Origin of the sequence: Cupriavidus sp. MP-37 (assembly GCF_020618415.1) — a bacterium.
GTDB lineage: Bacteria > Pseudomonadota > Gammaproteobacteria > Burkholderiales > Burkholderiaceae > Cupriavidus.
Window position 1 is genome coordinate 2451226 of sequence record NZ_CP085345.1, and the last position, 15873, is coordinate 2467098.

Below are 15873 nucleotides of genomic sequence, written 5' to 3' on the forward strand. Positions count from 1 at the left end.
CGTCATCGCAGTAAGATCACGGGCTTCCGGACATGCGCGGCCCGCATTGCCTCAGTCACTCAACATCTTCTGGAGAACGCATGGCGCTTGCGTCAGGCACCGAAAAGACCCGGCTCGACGGCGACGCCGGGGCGATTGAAATGCTGGTCGACCGACCCAAGGGCGATCCGCTCGGCATTGCCGTGGTGGGCCACCCGCATCCGTTGCTGGGCGGCTCGGCCACGCACAAGGTGCCGCACCAGCTGGCCAAGGCGCTGGCGGCGCGCGGCTACCTGACGGTGCGGCCGAATTTCCGCGGCGTGGAGGGTTCGGGCGGCGCCCATGACCAGGGCCGCGGCGAGGCGCAGGACATGCTGGCAGTCGTCGCCCACCTGCGCGAAGCGCATCCGGGCCTGCCGCTGGCGCTGGCCGGCTTTTCCTTCGGCGCCTTCGTCATGACCCATGTGGCCGCGGCGCTGGCGGCGCAGTCCGTGCCGATCCGCCACCTGGTGCTGGCCGGCACCCCCTATGGCGTGGTGAAAGGCCATCGCAGCTATGACACACCGGCGGTGCCGGCCGATTGCCTGGTGGTCCATGGCGAGCGCGACGAGCGCGCGGAACTGGCGGCCTTGTTCGACTGGGCCCGGCCGCAGGCGCTGCCGGTGGTGGTGGTGCCGGGCGCGGATCACTTCTTCACCGGCAAGCTGCCGCTGCTGGTGCGCATCGTCGGCGGCTATCTGGATCGGCCCGTGCAGGCCGCCACCATGTAAAAACTTCGATCTTTGCCGCCGTTGCGCGGACTGCGCCGGGCCATGCGCTGACCGCGGGCCCGGCCGTCGCCAGCCGCTGCGATCCGCGCCGAGCCGGCGCGAGGCATGGATGATGCTACCGATAGCAGACACGGCGCACGACACGCGTCCGGATCGGAGGCAATCCATGAAAGACTATCCACCGTCAGAAATCAGGGAAACGTGGCGCAACCGGGGCTATGGCGAGCCCGGCGATACCCGCCAGGCACACCACTGGCGCAGCGGCAATCCGGGCGGCGCCGGCTTTGGCTACGGCCAGGCGCGCTATGGCGCGGAAGACGGCGAGGGCCCGGAACAGCAGTACCGTCCCGGCATCCCGGCACGGACCGCGTCGCGCCGGCTGCCCAAGAACTACCAGCGTACCGACGCGCGCATCCGCGACGATCTGTGCGAACGGCTGGCGCATGCCGACGACGACGTCTCGGATGTGACCGTCGATGTCGGCTCGGGCATCGTCACGCTGACCGGCACCGTGGCCGACCGCGGCATCAAGTACCGCATTGAAGAGCTGGCCGAAGACGTGCTGGGCGTGAACGAGGTGCGCAACAACCTGCAGGTGGCGCGCCGCGCGGGCGGTGCGGACGACGGGCAGCGCGAGCCCGGCGCCGCGGGCGGCAGCATGCCCGGACACCGGCGCCTGGGCCAGTCGGCCGGCCGGCGCCAGCCGGTGGGGGAGGTTGGCTCGGACGTGCTGTATATCGTTCAGTCGCGCGACGGGCGCTTCCTGGGCGCGGAGTCCGGCGAGGCCGTGCTGGTGCCGGGAATCAGCCAGGCCGGCTTGTTCGACGATCCGGATGAAGCCCGCGCCGCGGCGCAGGAGCATTGCAGCCGCGGCTACCGCATCCTGGCGACGCGGCGCTGACAGCGCGACGGCGTCAGGCGTCAGGCATCAGGCATTAGGCACGGCCGGCGCGCTGGCCGGATCCGGGTGGATCTGCATCACCGCGGCGCGCTTCTCCAGCAGGTGCTGGCGCAGGATCGACGCCAGGCGCTTGCCGTCGCGGGCTTCCAGCGCGCGGATCATCTCTTCGTGGTCGTGCACCGCGCGCTCCCACTTGTCGGTCTGGTGGTTGGAGCGGAAGCGCATCGCCTTGAGCCGCCGGTTCAGCGTCAGGTAGGTCTGCAGCAGGGTCTGGTTGCGCGCCGCCGCGGCGATGCGGTCGTGGATTTCCTGGTTGCGGCTGTAGTAGCCGGGCAGGTCATTGCGCGCATGGCAGGCCAGCATGGCGTAATGCAGCGCCTTGATCTCGGCCAGTTCCGGCGCGGTGATGCGTTCGCACGCCAGCTCGCCGGCGAAGGCCTCCAGGCCGCTCATCAGCTCGAACGCCTCCCACGCCTCGGCCTCGCTCATGCGCGAGACGCTGGCGCCGCGGTTGGGCGAGATCTCGATCAGCCCCTCGGCGGCAAGCACCTTGAGCGCCTCGCGCAGCGGCGTGCGCGAGATCCCCAGCGTTTCGCACAGTTCGCGCTCGTTCAGCTTCATGCCCGGCGCCAGCACCCCTTCGACGATGAAGTTGCGCAGGTGGTCGACCACGGTGTCGTGCAGCCGCTGGCGCACCACCTTGGGCAGGAGCGGGGCGGCGGGAGTGCCGGTGCCGCCGGTGCCGTCCGAAGCTTGCATGCAATGTCCCTGTCATTAGCGTGGTGCCATTCTAAGACATTGCCGGCCTGCCGCAACGCTGGCCGCGACCGTTGCGCTCAGCGCGCCGGGCGGCGCAGCGGCACGCCGCTTTCGCGCTGCGCCGCGGCCTCCGCGCGCCGCCCGATCAACGCCACCGACAGCGCCGAGACCAGTCCCGCGAAGGCCACGTAGGCGCAGATCTGCCACGGTTGCCCGCCGCCGGACTTGAGCAGCGCGGTGGCGATGATGGGCGTGATGCCGGAAGCGAAGATGCCCGAGAACTGGTAGACGAACGAGATCCCGGTGTAGCGCACCCTGGCATCGAACAGCTCGCAGAACAGCGCCGCTTCCGGCCCGTACACCGCGGCGTAGAGAATGCCGAACGGCACCACGATGGCCAGCCACAGCAGCATGGTGTTGCCGCCGCTGTTCAGCATCAGCCAGAACGCGGGGAAGGCCGACAGCGCGGTGATCAGCGAACCCCAGAAATACACCCGCGTGCGGCCGATGCGGTCGGACAGGTGGCCGAAGAACGGGATGAAGAAGCACATCGCGATCGCCGCCGCCATCACCCCGACCAGCGCCTGGGTGCGGCTGATGTTGACGGTCTGGGTCAGGTAGGTGATCGAGAACACGCCGAAGATGTTGAAGAAGACGCCGTCGATATAGCGCGCGCCCATGCCCTTGACGATATTGCCTGGGTAGCGCCGCATCATGTCGACAAAGGGAATCCGGGTTTCCGCATTGCGCTGCTTGATCACGGCGAATTCCGGCGTTTCCTTCACGTTGAGCCGGATATACATGCCTACGAACACCATCGCCGCCGAGATCAGGAACGCCACGCGCCAGCCCCACGCCAGGAACTGCGCATCGGTCAGCGTCAGCGACAGCAGCGCGACCACGCCCGAGGCCAGGCACAGCCCGATCGCCAGCCCGATCTGCGGCAGCGACGCGTAGAAGCCCTTGCGGTGCGGCGGCGCGTACTCGTACGCCATCAGCACCGCGCCGCCCCATTCGCCGCCCAGGCCGATGCCCTGCAGCACGCGCAGCAGCAGCAACAGCAGCGGCGCCAGGATGCCGATGCTGTCATAGGTCGGCACCAGGCCGATCAGGAAGGTGGACACGCCCATGATCATCAGCGTCATCACCAGCATGCTCTTGCGGCCGACCTTGTCGCCGAAGTGCCCGAAGATCACGCCGCCGAGCGGACGTGTGACAAAGCCCACCGCGAAGGTGGTGTAGGCCAGCATGGTGGCCACCAGCGGGTCATCGCCGGGGAAGTACAGCTTGTTGAAGACCAGGCCGGCGACCACGCCGTACAGGAAGAAGTCATACCACTCGATGGTGGCGCCGATCACGGACGCCAGCGCGACCTTGCGGATCGCCTGTTCGTTGGGGCTAGTCATGCTTGTCTCCTCTGGTGGTGGGCGGCGTCCTCTGGAAGGATGGTTATGGACGCCGATGCGCTGCGGGGCCTGGCCTGGTGGTTTTCGATGCCCGGGCCCGCCGGTTTGCCGCTTCAGGCTGCGACGGCCATCGGCGCGACGACATCGGCGTGGTGGATCTCGCGCCGCGCGTCTTCGCGGATCAGGTCCGCCGCGCGCTCGGCCATCATTACCACCGGCACGTTGGTGTTGCCCGAGACCAGCGTGGGCATCACCGAGCAGTCGACCACGCGCAGCCCGCCGATACCGTGCACGCGCAGGCGCGCATCGACCACCGCGAGCGGATCGGCGGCGGGGCCCATCTTTGCGGTACCCGACGGATGGAAGATGGTGGCGCCGTACTCGCGGCAGAAGTGCAGGATCTCGTCGTCGCTGCGCACCGCGTCGCCGGGCCGGAACTCGCGCTTCATCAGCCCGCGCATCGGTTCGGTCTGCGCCACGCGCCGCGCGTAGCGCACCGCCGCGACCGTGCAGCGCCGGTCCAGCTCGGCCGACAGGTAGTTGGGCTGCATCGACGGCGGCTCGAACGGGTCGGTCGAGCGGATGCGCACGGTGCCGCGCGACTCCGGGCGCAGCTGGCACACGGAATAGGTGCAGCCCGAGAACGGGTGCACCATGCCGCCGGCCATGTCGGCCGACAGCGTCGAGAAATGGAACTGCGTGTCCGGCGTCGCGCTCTCGTGCGGCAGGGCGCGGCAGAACATCGCGCCCTGGTTGATGCCGATCGCCAGCGGGCCCTTGCGCAGCAGCAGCCATTCCAGGCCCATGCGCGCCTTGCCGGCCAGCGTGCGCAGCTGGTCGTTGGTGGTAATGGGCCGGGCCACCTCGTAGATCAGCCGGATCTGCAGGTGGTCCTGCAGGTTTTCGCCGACGCCCGGCAGCGCCTGCACCACCGGCACGCCCAGCTCCTGCAGCAGCGGTGCCGGGCCGATGCCGGACAGCTGCAGCAGCTGCGGCGACTGCAGCGCGCCGGCACACAGGATCACCTCGCGCCGCGCCCGCAGGATATAGGGCTGGCCGTGCTGGGTGTAGCGCACCCCCACGGCGCGCTTGCCTTCGAACAGGATGCCGGTGGTATGCGCGTCAGTCTCCACGCGCAGGTTGGCGCGCCCGCGCGCCGGGCGCAGGTAGGCCACCGCGGTGGAGCAGCGCCAGCCGTTGCGCGTGGTCAGCTGGTAGTAGCCCACGCCTTCCTGGTCGCCGCCGTTGAAGTCGGTCCGGCGCGGCAGGCCCAGCGCCTGGCCGGCGGCGATGAAGGCATCGACCAGCGCATGGCGCCGGTCGATCGAGGTGGCATTGAGCGGGCCGTCGGTGCCGCGCGTCGGGCCGGCGCCGAGGTCGTTGTTCTCGAGCTTGCGGAAGTAGGGCAGGCAGTCGTCCCAGCCCCAGCCAGGATTGCCCAGCGCCGCCCAGTGGTCGTAGTCCTCGCGCTGGCCGCGCACGTAGATCAGGCCGTTGATGGCGCTGCTGCCGCCCAGCGTGCGCCCGCGCGGCCAGTAGATGCGGCGGTTCAGCATGTTGGGATCGGGATCGGTATAGAAGCCCCAGTTCACCTGCTTGTGGAACATGGTCTTGCCGTAGCCGATCGGGATATGGATCCACGGGTAGCGGTCGGGCGGGCCCGCCTCGAGCAGGCAGACCGAATGGCGGCCGTCTTCGCTGAGCCGGTTGGCCAGCACGCACCCGGCCGAGCCCGCGCCCACCACGATGTAGTCAACGGTTTGCGACATCGTCGCTGTCTCCTGTTTTTGGCCTGCGGGGCGCGCGGCCCTTCGGCATGGATTTATAATTTGAAACGTTCTGTTCCGGATTTTATTTTTCAAGGCCGGAATGGAAAGCCCAATCGCGAGGAGACGCCGGTTGTGAAACAGAACATGACAATGCCGTTTCAGAATCGCACTGCAGCAGAAGACGGGGTGCCGGAAGAGGATGCCCGCAGCTTGCGCGTGCTGGCGGTGCTGTCCAGCCTGGCCCGGGCGCAGCAGCCGCAGACGCTGTCCCAGCTGTCGCAGCGCCTGCATGTGCCGAAGGCGACGCTGATGCGCCTGCTGGCGGCGATGGAGCGCAGCGGCTTCGTGGTGCGGATGCCGGCCGAGCGCGGCTATGTGCCCGGGCCCGCCGCGGCGGCGTTGTCGCTGCAGACGCTGCGCAGCCCGCCGCTGCTGCGCGAATGCCGCGGCATCCTGGCCCGGCTGGTGGCGCGGCTGGGCGAAACCTGCAACCTGACCGCGCTCGACGGCGACCGCGTGCTCTACGTCGAGCGCGTCGAAACGCACGAGCCGCTGCGGCTGCAGCTGTCCCCCGGCATCCATGTGCCGCTGCACTGCACCGCCAGCGGCAAGCTGTTCCTGTCAGCGATGAACCGGGTGGAACGCCAGCAGACACTGCGGCGCCTGGACCTCGCCGCGCACACGCCGCGCACGCTGTCCGACCTGCCCGGACTGAACGCCGAACTCGACCGCCTCGCCGCGCGCGGCATTGGCGTCGATCACGAGGAATTCGTGCGCGGCATGTGCGCGGTGGCGGTGCCGGTGCGCGAACCGGACGGCGCCGGCCCGGGCCGCGTGGTGGCCGCAATCGCCTGCCATGCGCCGACGGCGCGGGCCTCGCTGGAAGCGTTGCAGCGGGCGGTGCCTACGCTGCAGGGTGCGGCGAAGGAGATGGCGGCGGTGCTGTGCGGGCAGTGAGCCGGGCGCAAGACTTCCCGCTCAGCGCTTGCGGACGCCAGCCGCCGCCACCGCGCGCGCGGCCAGCAACGGCACCGGCTCGGCCATGACAGTCTCGCCGGCCCGGCGCATGACGAGTTCGCGAAACAGCCGAGCCGGCGTGCGCGGCGTGAGTTCGTCGTTCCACACGGCGACGACCGGCTCCACGCGGCTGCCGAGTTCGAAGCGAAGCGCTTTGCCCACCTTGGCCAGGGTGAGTTGCGCGGCGATGCGCTCGGGAAACACCGCCAGGAAATGACCCGCCTGCAACAGACTGGCCGTGGCGGCCACATCGCTGGTGCGGATGCCGAGCGAGGGCGCCGGCGCGCCCAACGTATGGAATGCCGCATGCAGCAAGTGCAGCATGCGCGAGCCCGCCACCGGAATGCACCATTGCTGCCCGGACAGTTCACGCGCCGTCAGCTTGCGGCGCGCGAGCAGCGGATGGTCCAGGCTGGCGACGATCACCACCTTCTGTGCCGGCACCACCGGCGCCGCGCGCAGCGCGGGTAGCGACAGGCGCGGATCGTCATAGGCGAACAGCAGGTCCAGCGAGCCACCCACAAGTTGATCCGCCAGCTCGCCGATGCCGCCTTCGATCACGCTGATCTCCACGCGCGGATGATCTCGGTAGAAATCGCTCATCGCGCGCGCCAGGAAGGGCTGCACCGACATCGTCCGGAACGCGATGCGCAACTCCCCCTGGCTGCCGGCGCGCACCGCCTCCAGCGATTCGGCAAGCCGTTCGAGCTGCGCCAGCAAGACCGCGGCGTGAGCCGCCATCTCCCTGCCGGGCTCGGTCAGCCGCAGGCCGCGGCGGCTGCGCTCGAACAGCGGCATGCCCACGATGTCTTCGATTTCGGCCAGTGTCTTGGACACCGCAGCGGGGCTGACGTGGAAGCGCGCGGCGACGGCGGCGGCGGTCTGCATCTCGCTCAGCGCGAGCATGATGCGCAGATGCCGCAGCTTGAGGCGGCCAAGCAGGGTATGGGCGAAGGTTTCGGCGGGCATGGGGGCGGTGATCGGCGGGCGGGGCGGCTCATTCTACAAGTTAACCATTTGCTCAACAAACAGCGATTTTTATTCGCTTTTTGTGTCGAAACGGATCCCATATAGTCGGCGCATCGCCTGATTTATTCCAGGCCATCACGAGGCAATCAGACCTCAGGAGGAGACCCATGGAAGCAGTGAGCCATTTGCGCTCGATCATGCGCGGCATGCTTGCCGGCGCCGCCTTGCTGACGGCCACTTGCGCCGGTGCCGCTCCCGCGTGGCCCGACCGCCCGCTGCGCCTGGTCGTGCCGTTCCCCGCGGGCGGCTCCTACGACATCATCGGCCGGACGCTTGCGCGCAAGCTGGAACAGCGGCTGGGGCAACCGGTGGTGGTGGAGAACATCGCCGGCGGCGCGACCGTGCCGGGTGTGTCGTCGGTGCTCAAGGAGAAGGCCGACGGCAATACCCTGCTGCTCGCCAGCGACGGCACGCTCAGCATCAATCCGCACACGATCAAGGGCCTGCGCTATCGCCCCGATACCGACCTGACACCGGTGACCATCGTCAGCACCGTGCCGCACTGGATCATCACGCGTGCCGACCGCAAGGAGATGACCCTGAATGAGCTGAAAACGCATATCCAGCGCAATCCCGGCAAGGTGTCGATCAGCATCAACGTCGTCGCGGGGGCCGCGCACCTCGGCCTGGCCGACTGGAAGCGCCGCAATGGCCTGGACTTCACCATCGTGCCGTACCGCGGCTCGCCGCCGGCCATGGCGGATCTGATCGGCGGCCAGACCGATGCCCATGTCGATGTGATCGGCTCTTCGGTCAACTACGTCCAGGATGGCAAGGCCAGGCCGCTGGCCGCGCTGCAGGCCGAGCCCATCACGCAGTTTCCGGCCCTTGCAACGCAGAAAGCGGGTGGCGCCGATGCACTGCAGGTACGCGGCAACCTGGCGCTGGTGGTCAAGGCGGGTACGCCGGCCCCGGTCATCGACCGGCTCTACAAGGAAGTGAAGGCCAGCGTGCAGGAAGCGGACTTTGCCGCACGGCTGCAGACGCTGGCCTACGAGCCGGTCCTTTCCACTCCCGAGCAGGCGCGCCGCTTCCTGCAAGGCGAAACGATCCGCTATGGCGCCATTGCGCGCGCGGTCGATCTCGAATCCAACTGAACCCTTGACGCTGTCGGAGCCCGTCCATGCGCTTTGTCATTGCCCTGATGCGGCATGAAACCAATACCTTTTCGCCGATTACCACGCCCCTGAGCGCGTTCAACCGCGGCAGCACCGACGGCCCGCTTTACGGCGATGACGCGATACGTGCCTGCCAGGGCACCAACAGCGCCGCGGCCGCCTTCATCGATATCGCACGGCGCCAGGGCGACGACTTCGTGATGCCATTGATGGCGAACGCAGTGCCCAGCGGCATGGTCACCGCCGAAGCCTTTGAGTCGATGGCGGCCACCATCGTCGAGGCGGTACGCGCCGGCTGCGATGCGGTGATGCTGGATCTGCACGGCGCCATGGTGGCCGAGGGTTATCCGGATGCCGAGGGCGAACTGCTGGCTCGCATCCGTGCCGTCGCGCCGGAGACGCCGATCGCGGTATCCCTGGACTTCCACGCCAACTTCAGCGCTGCACTGGTCGACAATGCGACCGTGATCGCCGGCTACTGCACCTATCCCCACGTGGACGTGTACGAGACCGGCGCACGCGCCGCCCGTACCCTGATGGCGGCGCTGCGAGGCGAGGCCCGTCCGGTCTTGCTGTGGCGCACGCTGCCGATGCTGACCCACATGCTGCGCCAGACTCCGAGCGCGCAACCCATGAAGGACATCATGGAGCGTGCCATGGCGGCCGAGCGCGATGGCGAGGTGCTCAACGCCTCGGTCTTCGGTGGCTTTCCGCTTGCCGATATTCCGCATACGGGCCTGGCCGTGGTGATCGTGGCCGAGGGCGCCAGGATCGAAGCAGGGCGGCGCCTGCTCGACGAGCTCTGCGGCATGGCGTGGCAGCGCCGGGCCGATTTCGTCTTCCCGATCGAACCGATGGCGGAGTCCATTGCGCGCGCCAAGTCGCTCACGCAGGGCCCGGTGGTGCTGGTGGACCATGGCGACAACTGCGGTGCCGGTGGGCCGACGGATGAAATGACGGTGCTGGGCGAAGTCATGCGCCAGCGGCTCGAAGGCGTGGTCGCCGGGCCGTTCTGGGATCCGGGCGCCGTGGCGGAGTTGATTGCCGCCGGCGTCGGGCAGTCCGTCACGCTGGAGGTGGGCGGCAAGACCGACATGCCGGCGCTGGACCTGAAGGGCCGCCCGCTGCGGCTGACCGGCCGGGTGCAGTGCATTACCGACGGGAACTACCAGGTCACCGGTCCGATGTTCACGGGCATGAAGCTGAGCCTGGGCCGCACCGTGGTGCTGGATGTCGCAGGCACGTTGGTGGTGATCTGCGAAAAGCCGCAGGAGCCCTTCGATACCGGCGTGTTCACGCACGCGGGCATCGACCTGTCGCGCCGCAAGTACATCCTGATCAAGTCGCGCCAGCATTTCCGCGCCGGATTCGAACCAATCGCCAGCGAAATCGTGCTGGTGGCCGGCCCCGGTGTCTGCAGCTCTGACTACAGCCAGTTTCCGTTCCGCAACCTGCGCCGCCCCATCTATCCGCTGGAAGCGCACACTGAGCTCGATGCCGCCTGAACGCATCCGCCGCCGTCAACCGGAGTGACCCGCATGCTAGTTCCAAATCCCTTGCAACGGCTGGCCGCAGCGCTGGCATTGGCCCTGGGTGTCAGTGCCGTGCCAGCCATGGCTGCCCCCGCCAGCGGCGATGCCCCCGTGCGCATCGTCGTCGGCTTCGCGGCCGGTGGCGCACTGGACATCTTCGCGCGCACGCTTGCTGAGAAGCTGCGTGTTTCGCTCGACACGCCGGTGCTGGTCGAGAACCGCCCCGGCGCATCGGCGCGACTGGCGCTGGAGCAGGTCAAGCGCGCGCCGCCGGACGGCAAGACGGTGCTGATCTCGCCCGCGCCGCCGTTCACCATCTTTCCGCTGACCTACAAGCGCCTGCCCTATGACCCCGACAAGGACCTGGTTCCGGTCGCCTACCTGGCCGACGTGCCGCTGGTTGCATCTGCCAGCGTCAACCAGCCCTATCGGACCATGCCGGAATACCTGGCATGGGTGAAGCGCAACCCGGACAAGGGCGGCGTCGGTCTGGTCACGCTCGGCGGCAGTATCCATTTCGGGGTGCTGTCGCTCAGTAAATCGATTGGCGTCCCATTGCTGCCAACTGCCTATCGCGGCGCCGTCATGATGCTGGCCGATGAGGTCGGCGGCACGCTGCCGCTGGGTATCGATGCGGTGGCCGGGCAAATGGAACTGTACCGGGCGGGCAGGATACGTTTCCTCGGCGTCACCGGGACGCGCCGGTCCGCGCTGTTGCCTGATGTGCCTACGCTGGCGGAAGCGGGAGCGCCAGGTTTCGAGGCAGCATCCGGCTGGTACTCGGCCTTTGTGCCGGCAGCGACGCCGCCGGCCGCGGTGGCGAGGCTCGAGAAGGCGCTGCTCGACGCCGTCAAGGACCCCTTGGTGCGCGACAAGATGTCGGCGCTGGGCATGGAAATGAACGGCAAGCCCGGGGATTCGCTGCGCAAGCTGATCCAGGCGCAGCGCACGCAGTGGGGCCCGGTGGTCGCGGCCTCGGGCTTCACGGCCAGCGATTGAGGCCAGCCGGCCGGGCGGTGACGGGCGGCCAGGTATCGCTTGCGGCCTACCCCGGCCGCACGGGCCCTTGTCGCAAGAGCTGGCCAACCCGCTCCCGCAGCATCGGCAGCACCTCGCCCTCGAACCACGGATTCTGCTTGAACCACGGCTGGTTGCGCGGCGACGGGTGCGGCAGCGGGATGAAGGCGGGCGCGTAGTCCCGCCATGCCCTGACGGTTTCGGTCAGCGTAGGCTTGCGGCGCGCGCCGAGGAAATGGCGCTGCGCGTACTGGCCGACCAGCAGGGTCAGCGCGATCGACGGCAGTTGCGCCAGCAGGCGGTCCATCCACAGCGGCGCGCATTCGGGGCGCGGCGGGTTGTCGCCACTCTTGCCGCGGCCCGGGTAGCACAAGCCCATCGGGATGATGGCGAATTGCGCGGCATTGCAGAAGGTGGCGTCGTCGACGCCAAGCCACTGCCGCAGCCGGTCGCCGCTGGCATCGTTCCACGGGATGCCGGTCTCGTGCACGCGCGTTCCCGGCGCCTGGCCTACCACCAGGATGCGCGCGCCGGCACCGGCGCGCACCACCGGGCGCGGGCCCAGCGGCAAATGCGGCGCGCAGGCGCGGCAGGCGCGGACCTCGGTCAGCAGGGCATCGAGCGCGGCGGGTTGGTGACGGCGGGTTTTTTCAGGCGGGGGCGGCTTGGCTGGCATCGCTCAGGTTGTCCGGAATGCGCGCTTTCGAGCGGATCTGCAATGGTTGGCCGAGGCCGCGCGCATGGCGTATTTTACAGGGGCAAGGCGCCCCTGCCGCCGGCAGGCGGTGCCCCGGCCGTCACAGGAGCCCGCCATGCCCGACGCACTTCGCCACGCATTTCGCCACGCGCTTGGCCGATTCGCCATCGCCTGCTGCCTGGGCCTTGCCGCCTGCGGAGGCGGCGGTGGCGGCGACAGCGGTGGCGTGGGCGAGGCCGGCGGTGGTGGTGGTGGCGGTGGTGGCGCCGGCGGCAACGGCTCGCTGACGCTCGCGATCTCGGGCCTGCCGTCTGGCGCCGCGGCGGCCATCACGGTAACGGGCCCGGGCCAGTTTCGCCAGGCCGTGGTGCAGTCGACCACGCTGTCCAACCTGGCACCCGGCAGCTATACCGTCACCGCTGGCGACGTGCTCACGGGCAGTGCGTTGCGCAGGCCGCAGCCGCCGTCGCAGGCGGTCGCGGTGACCGCGGGCACCGGGGCGACAGCCAGCGTGGCCTACGGTGCGCCGGAATCGATGCAGCTGTCGTTGACGCAGGTGCCCGGCGAATTCTCCGCGCCGATCTTCCTGACCGCGCCCGCCGGCGATGCGCGCCTGTTCGTGGTGGAGCGTGCCGGCCGTATCCGCATCGTGCGCGACGGCGCGCTGCTCGCCACGCCGTTTCTCGATATCAATGCGCTGACCACGACCGACGGCGAGCGTGGACTGTTGTCGATGGCGTTCGATCCCGACTATGCCGCCAATGGCCGCTTCTACGTCTACTACACCGACACCGGCGGCGCCATCACCATCGCCCGCTACCAGGTCTCGGCCACGAACCCGGATCTCGCCGATGCCTCGGGTACGGTGCTGCTGTCGGTCCCGCACCCCAACTTCTCCAACCACAACGGCGGCCAGCTCGCATTCGGCCCCGACCGCATGCTTTATATCGGCACGGGCGACGGCGGCGGTGGCGGCGATCCGGCGGGCAACGCGCAGAACGCGGCAACGCTGCTCGGCAAGATGCTGCGCATCGATGTCAGCGGCGCGTCGGGCTATGGCGTGCCGGCCGGCAACCCCTTCGTCGGCCAGTCCGGCAGCCGCGGCGAGATCTGGGCGCTCGGGCTGCGCAATCCGTGGCGGTTCTCGTTCGACGCCGGCTCGTTGTATATCGCCGATGTCGGCCAGGAGCAGCGCGAGGAAGTCGATGTCTCGCCGTCGACCAGTGCAGGCCTGAATTACGGCTGGAACCTGACCGAAGGGACCGCGTGCGTGGGCGCCACCACCTGCGACAAGAGCGGGCTGACCATGCCCGTGTTCGAGTACGGCCACGAGGCCGGCGGCTGTGCCATCGTCGGCGGCTATGTGTACCGGGGCAGTGCCAGCCCGGCGCTGCAGGGGCGCTACTTCTACTCCGATCTTTGCACCGGCAAGCTGCAGAGCTTCCTGTATCGCGATGGCGTTGCGAGCGAACCGGTCGACTGGAACGTCACGGTCCCGGGCAGCGTGTTCTCGTTCGGCGTAGATAGCGCGCAGGCGCTCTATGTGCTGGCCGATCCGGGCACGTCCGCAAGCAGCGGGCGGGTCTACCGGATCGATGCGTCGGGCGGCACGCCTTGATCCGGTGCGGCCGCCGCCGCACTTGGCCGCACTTCGCCCCGCCTCAGGCCGCGTTGGTCTTGCGGCCGACGCCCTGGATCAGCTTGTTCACGCGCGCTAGGTACTGGTCGAACATCCGGTTCGCCTGTTCCTGGCTGTCGATCGGTTGCAGCACGGTGCGGCCCTCCGCTTCAAGCTTCGCGCGGATTTCCGGCTTGGCCAGGGCTTCGCCGATGGCCTTGCGCAGCACCGCCACGCGCTCTGCCGGCGTGCCTTGCCTGACGAAATAGCCGCCGCCGATGGTGTATTCGAAGTCCGGCACCAGCTTGCTCTGCGAAATCAGCGGGACCGACTTGAGCGCAGGCGGCAAGGCCCGCGAGAAGCTGGTCAGGATCTTCAGCCGGCCCTGCTGCTGCATGCTGTCGAAGCTGGACTGGTAGGGCAGGATGGCGAAGTCGACCTCGCCGCCGGCCAGGCCCTGCAGCGCCGGGGCGCCGCCCTTGTAGGGCACGTGCAGGAACGGCACGCCCAGGCGCGCGGCCAGCGCATCGCCCATCAGGTGATAGATCGAGTCGATGCCGACGGTGGCGTAGGTCAGCGACTTGCCCTTGCCCTGCCGAGCGAACTCGATGAACTTGTCCAGGCTGTCCGCGGCGATGCCGTTGCGCACCATCAGCACGATGTTGGCGTCGCTGATCGGCGCGGCCAGCAGGAAGTCCTGCGGCTTGTAGCGTGCCGCGGGGTTCAGCAGCGGCGCCAGGAACACCTCGTTGATCGAGCCATGGAAGAAGGTGTAGCCGTCGGCCGGCGCGGCCAGCACCTTGTTGGCGCCGATCACGCCGGTGCCGCCGCCGTAGTTCTCCACCACCACCTGCTGGCGCACGCTCTTGCTGATCGATTCGCCGAAGATGCGCGCCGACGCGTCGCTGGCGCCGCCGGCGGGGTAGGGCACCACCAGCGACAGGGCCTTGGCGGGAAAGGCGTCCGCCGCAAAGGCGGGCAGGCCGGACAGCACGGAAGCGCCGGCGGCAAGGCCGGCGTGTTGCAGGAAGCGGCGGCGGTTCAGGGTAGCCATGGGGTTGTCTCCTCAGTATTTTTTTAGACCAGATAGCTTTGCGCCAGGTGCGCCCAGAATGCGGCGCCGACCGGCAGGGCCTTGTCGTTGAAGTCGTACAGCGGGTTGTGCACCATGCAGCCGCCGTCTTCGCCCAGGCCGTTGCCCAGCCGGATATAGGCGCCGGGGCGATGCTCGAGCAGGTAGGCGAAGTCCTCGCTGCCCATCACCGGCGGGCGCTCGACCACGTGGTCGGCGCCCACCAGCCGGATCGCGGCCTGGCGTGCGAATTCGGTCTGCGCGGCGTGGTTGACCAGCACCGGATACTTGCGCTCGTAGACCACCTCGGCCTGCAGGCGGAAGCTCTGCGCCTGGGCCGTGACGAAGGACTGGATGCGCTCTTCGACCAGCGTGCGCACGCGCGGGTCGAGCGTGCGCACGCCGATCTTGATGGTGGCGGTGTCGGGCACCACGTTGTAGGTGCTGCCGGCCTGCAGCGCCCCCACGGTGATGACCGCTGACTTGAGCGCGTCGATCTCGCGGCTGACGATGGATTGCAGCCCCAGCACCATGCTGGCCGCGCCCTGCATCACGTCGATGCCGTGGTGCGGCATCGCGCCGTGCGCGCCGCGCCCGCGCAGCGTGACCGTGGCGCGGTCGAACGAGGCCATGGCGGGGCCGGCGATGACGCCGATCTGACCCACCGGCATTCCCGGCGAGTTGTGCAGCGCGTACACCTCGTCGCACGGAAAGCGCTCGAACAGGCCGTCCTCCAGCATGCGCAGCGCGCCGCCTTCGTTTTCTTCGGCCGGCTGGAAGATCAGGTTCAGCGTGCCGTTGAAATCAGCCGACTCGGCCAGGTAGCGCGCGGCACACAGCAGGATCGCGGTATGCCCGTCATGGCCGCAAGCATGCATCTTGCCCGCGATGGTGCTGGCATAGTCCAGGCCGGTCTGTTCCTGGATCGGCAGCGCGTCCATGTCGGCGCGGATGCCCAGCGCCTTGCTGCCGTGGCCCTTGCGCAGCGTGCCGACCACGCCGGTGGTGCCCAGGCCGCGATGCACGGCGTAGCCCCACGCCGCCAGCTGCTCGGCGACGAGGTTGCTGGTCTGGCGCTCTTCGAAGGCCAGCTCCGGATGCGCGTGGATCTTGCGCCGGATCGCGACGAACTCGGGTGCGAGGGCCTGGATGGATCGCTGCAGGTCTGCGGGCAGGTTGTGGGTCATGG

Annotated in this window: 14 protein-coding genes; 7 read left to right on the forward strand and 7 right to left on the reverse strand. The window is 68.8% G+C overall.

The annotated features are described in order from the left end of the window. The first annotated feature begins 80 nt into the window (after positions 1–80). Both LIN44_RS27350 and LIN44_RS27355 read left to right on the forward strand, forming a co-directional pair. The gene (locus LIN44_RS27350) at positions 81–749 is read left to right on the forward strand and encodes an alpha/beta hydrolase (protein WP_227315355.1); all 669 of its coding nucleotides are present in this window, start codon (positions 81–83) and stop codon (positions 747–749) included. A gap of 166 nt (positions 750–915) precedes the next feature. Beyond that, positions 916–1650 carry a BON domain-containing protein gene (locus tag LIN44_RS27355; RefSeq protein ID WP_227315356.1) on the forward strand — a complete coding sequence of 245 codons (735 nt, stop codon included), beginning with the start codon at positions 916–918 and terminating at the stop codon, positions 1648–1650. 27 nt (positions 1651–1677) lie between these two features. Here LIN44_RS27355 and LIN44_RS27360 read toward each other — a convergent pair whose 3' ends face one another. The 3 genes from LIN44_RS27360 to LIN44_RS27370 all read right to left on the reverse strand — a co-directional run bounded on the left by LIN44_RS27360 (position 1678) and on the right by LIN44_RS27370 (position 5584). Beyond that, positions 1678–2409 (reverse strand): GntR family transcriptional regulator, encoded by a 732-nt coding sequence (locus LIN44_RS27360; protein ID WP_227315357.1) that lies wholly within the window; start codon positions 2407–2409, stop codon positions 1678–1680. A 77-nt stretch (positions 2410–2486) separates the two neighbouring features. Beyond that, on the reverse strand, positions 2487–3815 hold the full coding sequence (locus tag LIN44_RS27365; protein ID WP_227315358.1) for an MFS transporter: 1329 nt from the start codon (positions 3813–3815) through the stop codon (positions 2487–2489). A 113-nt stretch (positions 3816–3928) separates the two neighbouring features. Continuing rightward, entirely contained in the window at positions 3929–5584 is a 1656-nt protein-coding gene (locus LIN44_RS27370) for a GMC family oxidoreductase (protein ID WP_227315359.1), read from the reverse strand. A gap of 132 nt (positions 5585–5716) precedes the next feature. Between LIN44_RS27370 and LIN44_RS27375 the strand changes: the two genes are divergently transcribed. Further along, positions 5717–6541, forward strand: a complete 825-nt coding sequence (locus LIN44_RS27375; RefSeq protein WP_227315360.1) for an IclR family transcriptional regulator — start codon at positions 5717–5719, stop codon at positions 6539–6541. 21 nt (positions 6542–6562) lie between these two features. Here LIN44_RS27375 and LIN44_RS27380 read toward each other — a convergent pair whose 3' ends face one another. Next, on the reverse strand, positions 6563–7570 hold the full coding sequence (locus LIN44_RS27380) for a LysR family transcriptional regulator (protein ID WP_227315361.1): 1008 nt from the start codon (positions 7568–7570) through the stop codon (positions 6563–6565). Between the two features lie 167 nt (positions 7571–7737). On the opposite strand from LIN44_RS27380, the gene LIN44_RS27385 reads away from it, so the two are divergent. Genes LIN44_RS27385 through LIN44_RS27395 form a run of 3 tightly spaced genes read left to right on the forward strand, consistent with a single transcriptional unit; the run spans position 7738 to position 11279 of the window. After that, positions 7738–8727 (forward strand): tripartite tricarboxylate transporter substrate binding protein, encoded by a 990-nt coding sequence (locus LIN44_RS27385; protein ID WP_227315362.1) that lies wholly within the window; start codon positions 7738–7740, stop codon positions 8725–8727. Positions 8728–8753: 26 nt separating this feature from the next. Further along, complete coding sequence (locus LIN44_RS27390) at positions 8754–10253, forward strand: M81 family metallopeptidase (protein ID WP_227315363.1); 1500 nt, start codon at positions 8754–8756, stop codon at positions 10251–10253. Between the two features lie 33 nt (positions 10254–10286). Next, positions 10287–11279 carry a tripartite tricarboxylate transporter substrate-binding protein gene (locus tag LIN44_RS27395; protein WP_227315364.1) on the forward strand — a complete coding sequence of 331 codons (993 nt, stop codon included), beginning with the start codon at positions 10287–10289 and terminating at the stop codon, positions 11277–11279. 46 nt (positions 11280–11325) lie between these two features. Here LIN44_RS27395 and LIN44_RS27400 read toward each other — a convergent pair whose 3' ends face one another. Further along, positions 11326–11973, reverse strand: coding sequence for a uracil-DNA glycosylase family protein (locus tag LIN44_RS27400; protein WP_227315365.1), 648 nt, complete (start codon positions 11971–11973; stop codon positions 11326–11328). Positions 11974–12109: 136 nt separating this feature from the next. Between LIN44_RS27400 and LIN44_RS27405 the strand changes: the two genes are divergently transcribed. Further along, positions 12110–13612: a sorbosone dehydrogenase family protein gene (locus LIN44_RS27405; protein WP_227315366.1), complete on the forward strand. Its 1503-nt coding sequence runs from the start codon at positions 12110–12112 to the stop codon at positions 13610–13612. 43 nt (positions 13613–13655) lie between these two features. On the opposite strand, the gene LIN44_RS27410 is transcribed toward LIN44_RS27405, so the two are convergent. Next, positions 13656–14666: a tripartite tricarboxylate transporter substrate binding protein gene (locus tag LIN44_RS27410; protein WP_227315367.1), complete on the reverse strand. Its 1011-nt coding sequence runs from the start codon at positions 14664–14666 to the stop codon at positions 13656–13658. A 23-nt stretch (positions 14667–14689) separates the two neighbouring features. Continuing rightward, positions 14690–15871: a M20 aminoacylase family protein gene (locus LIN44_RS27415; protein WP_227315368.1), complete on the reverse strand. Its 1182-nt coding sequence runs from the start codon at positions 15869–15871 to the stop codon at positions 14690–14692. Positions 15872–15873 lie beyond the last annotated feature (2 nt).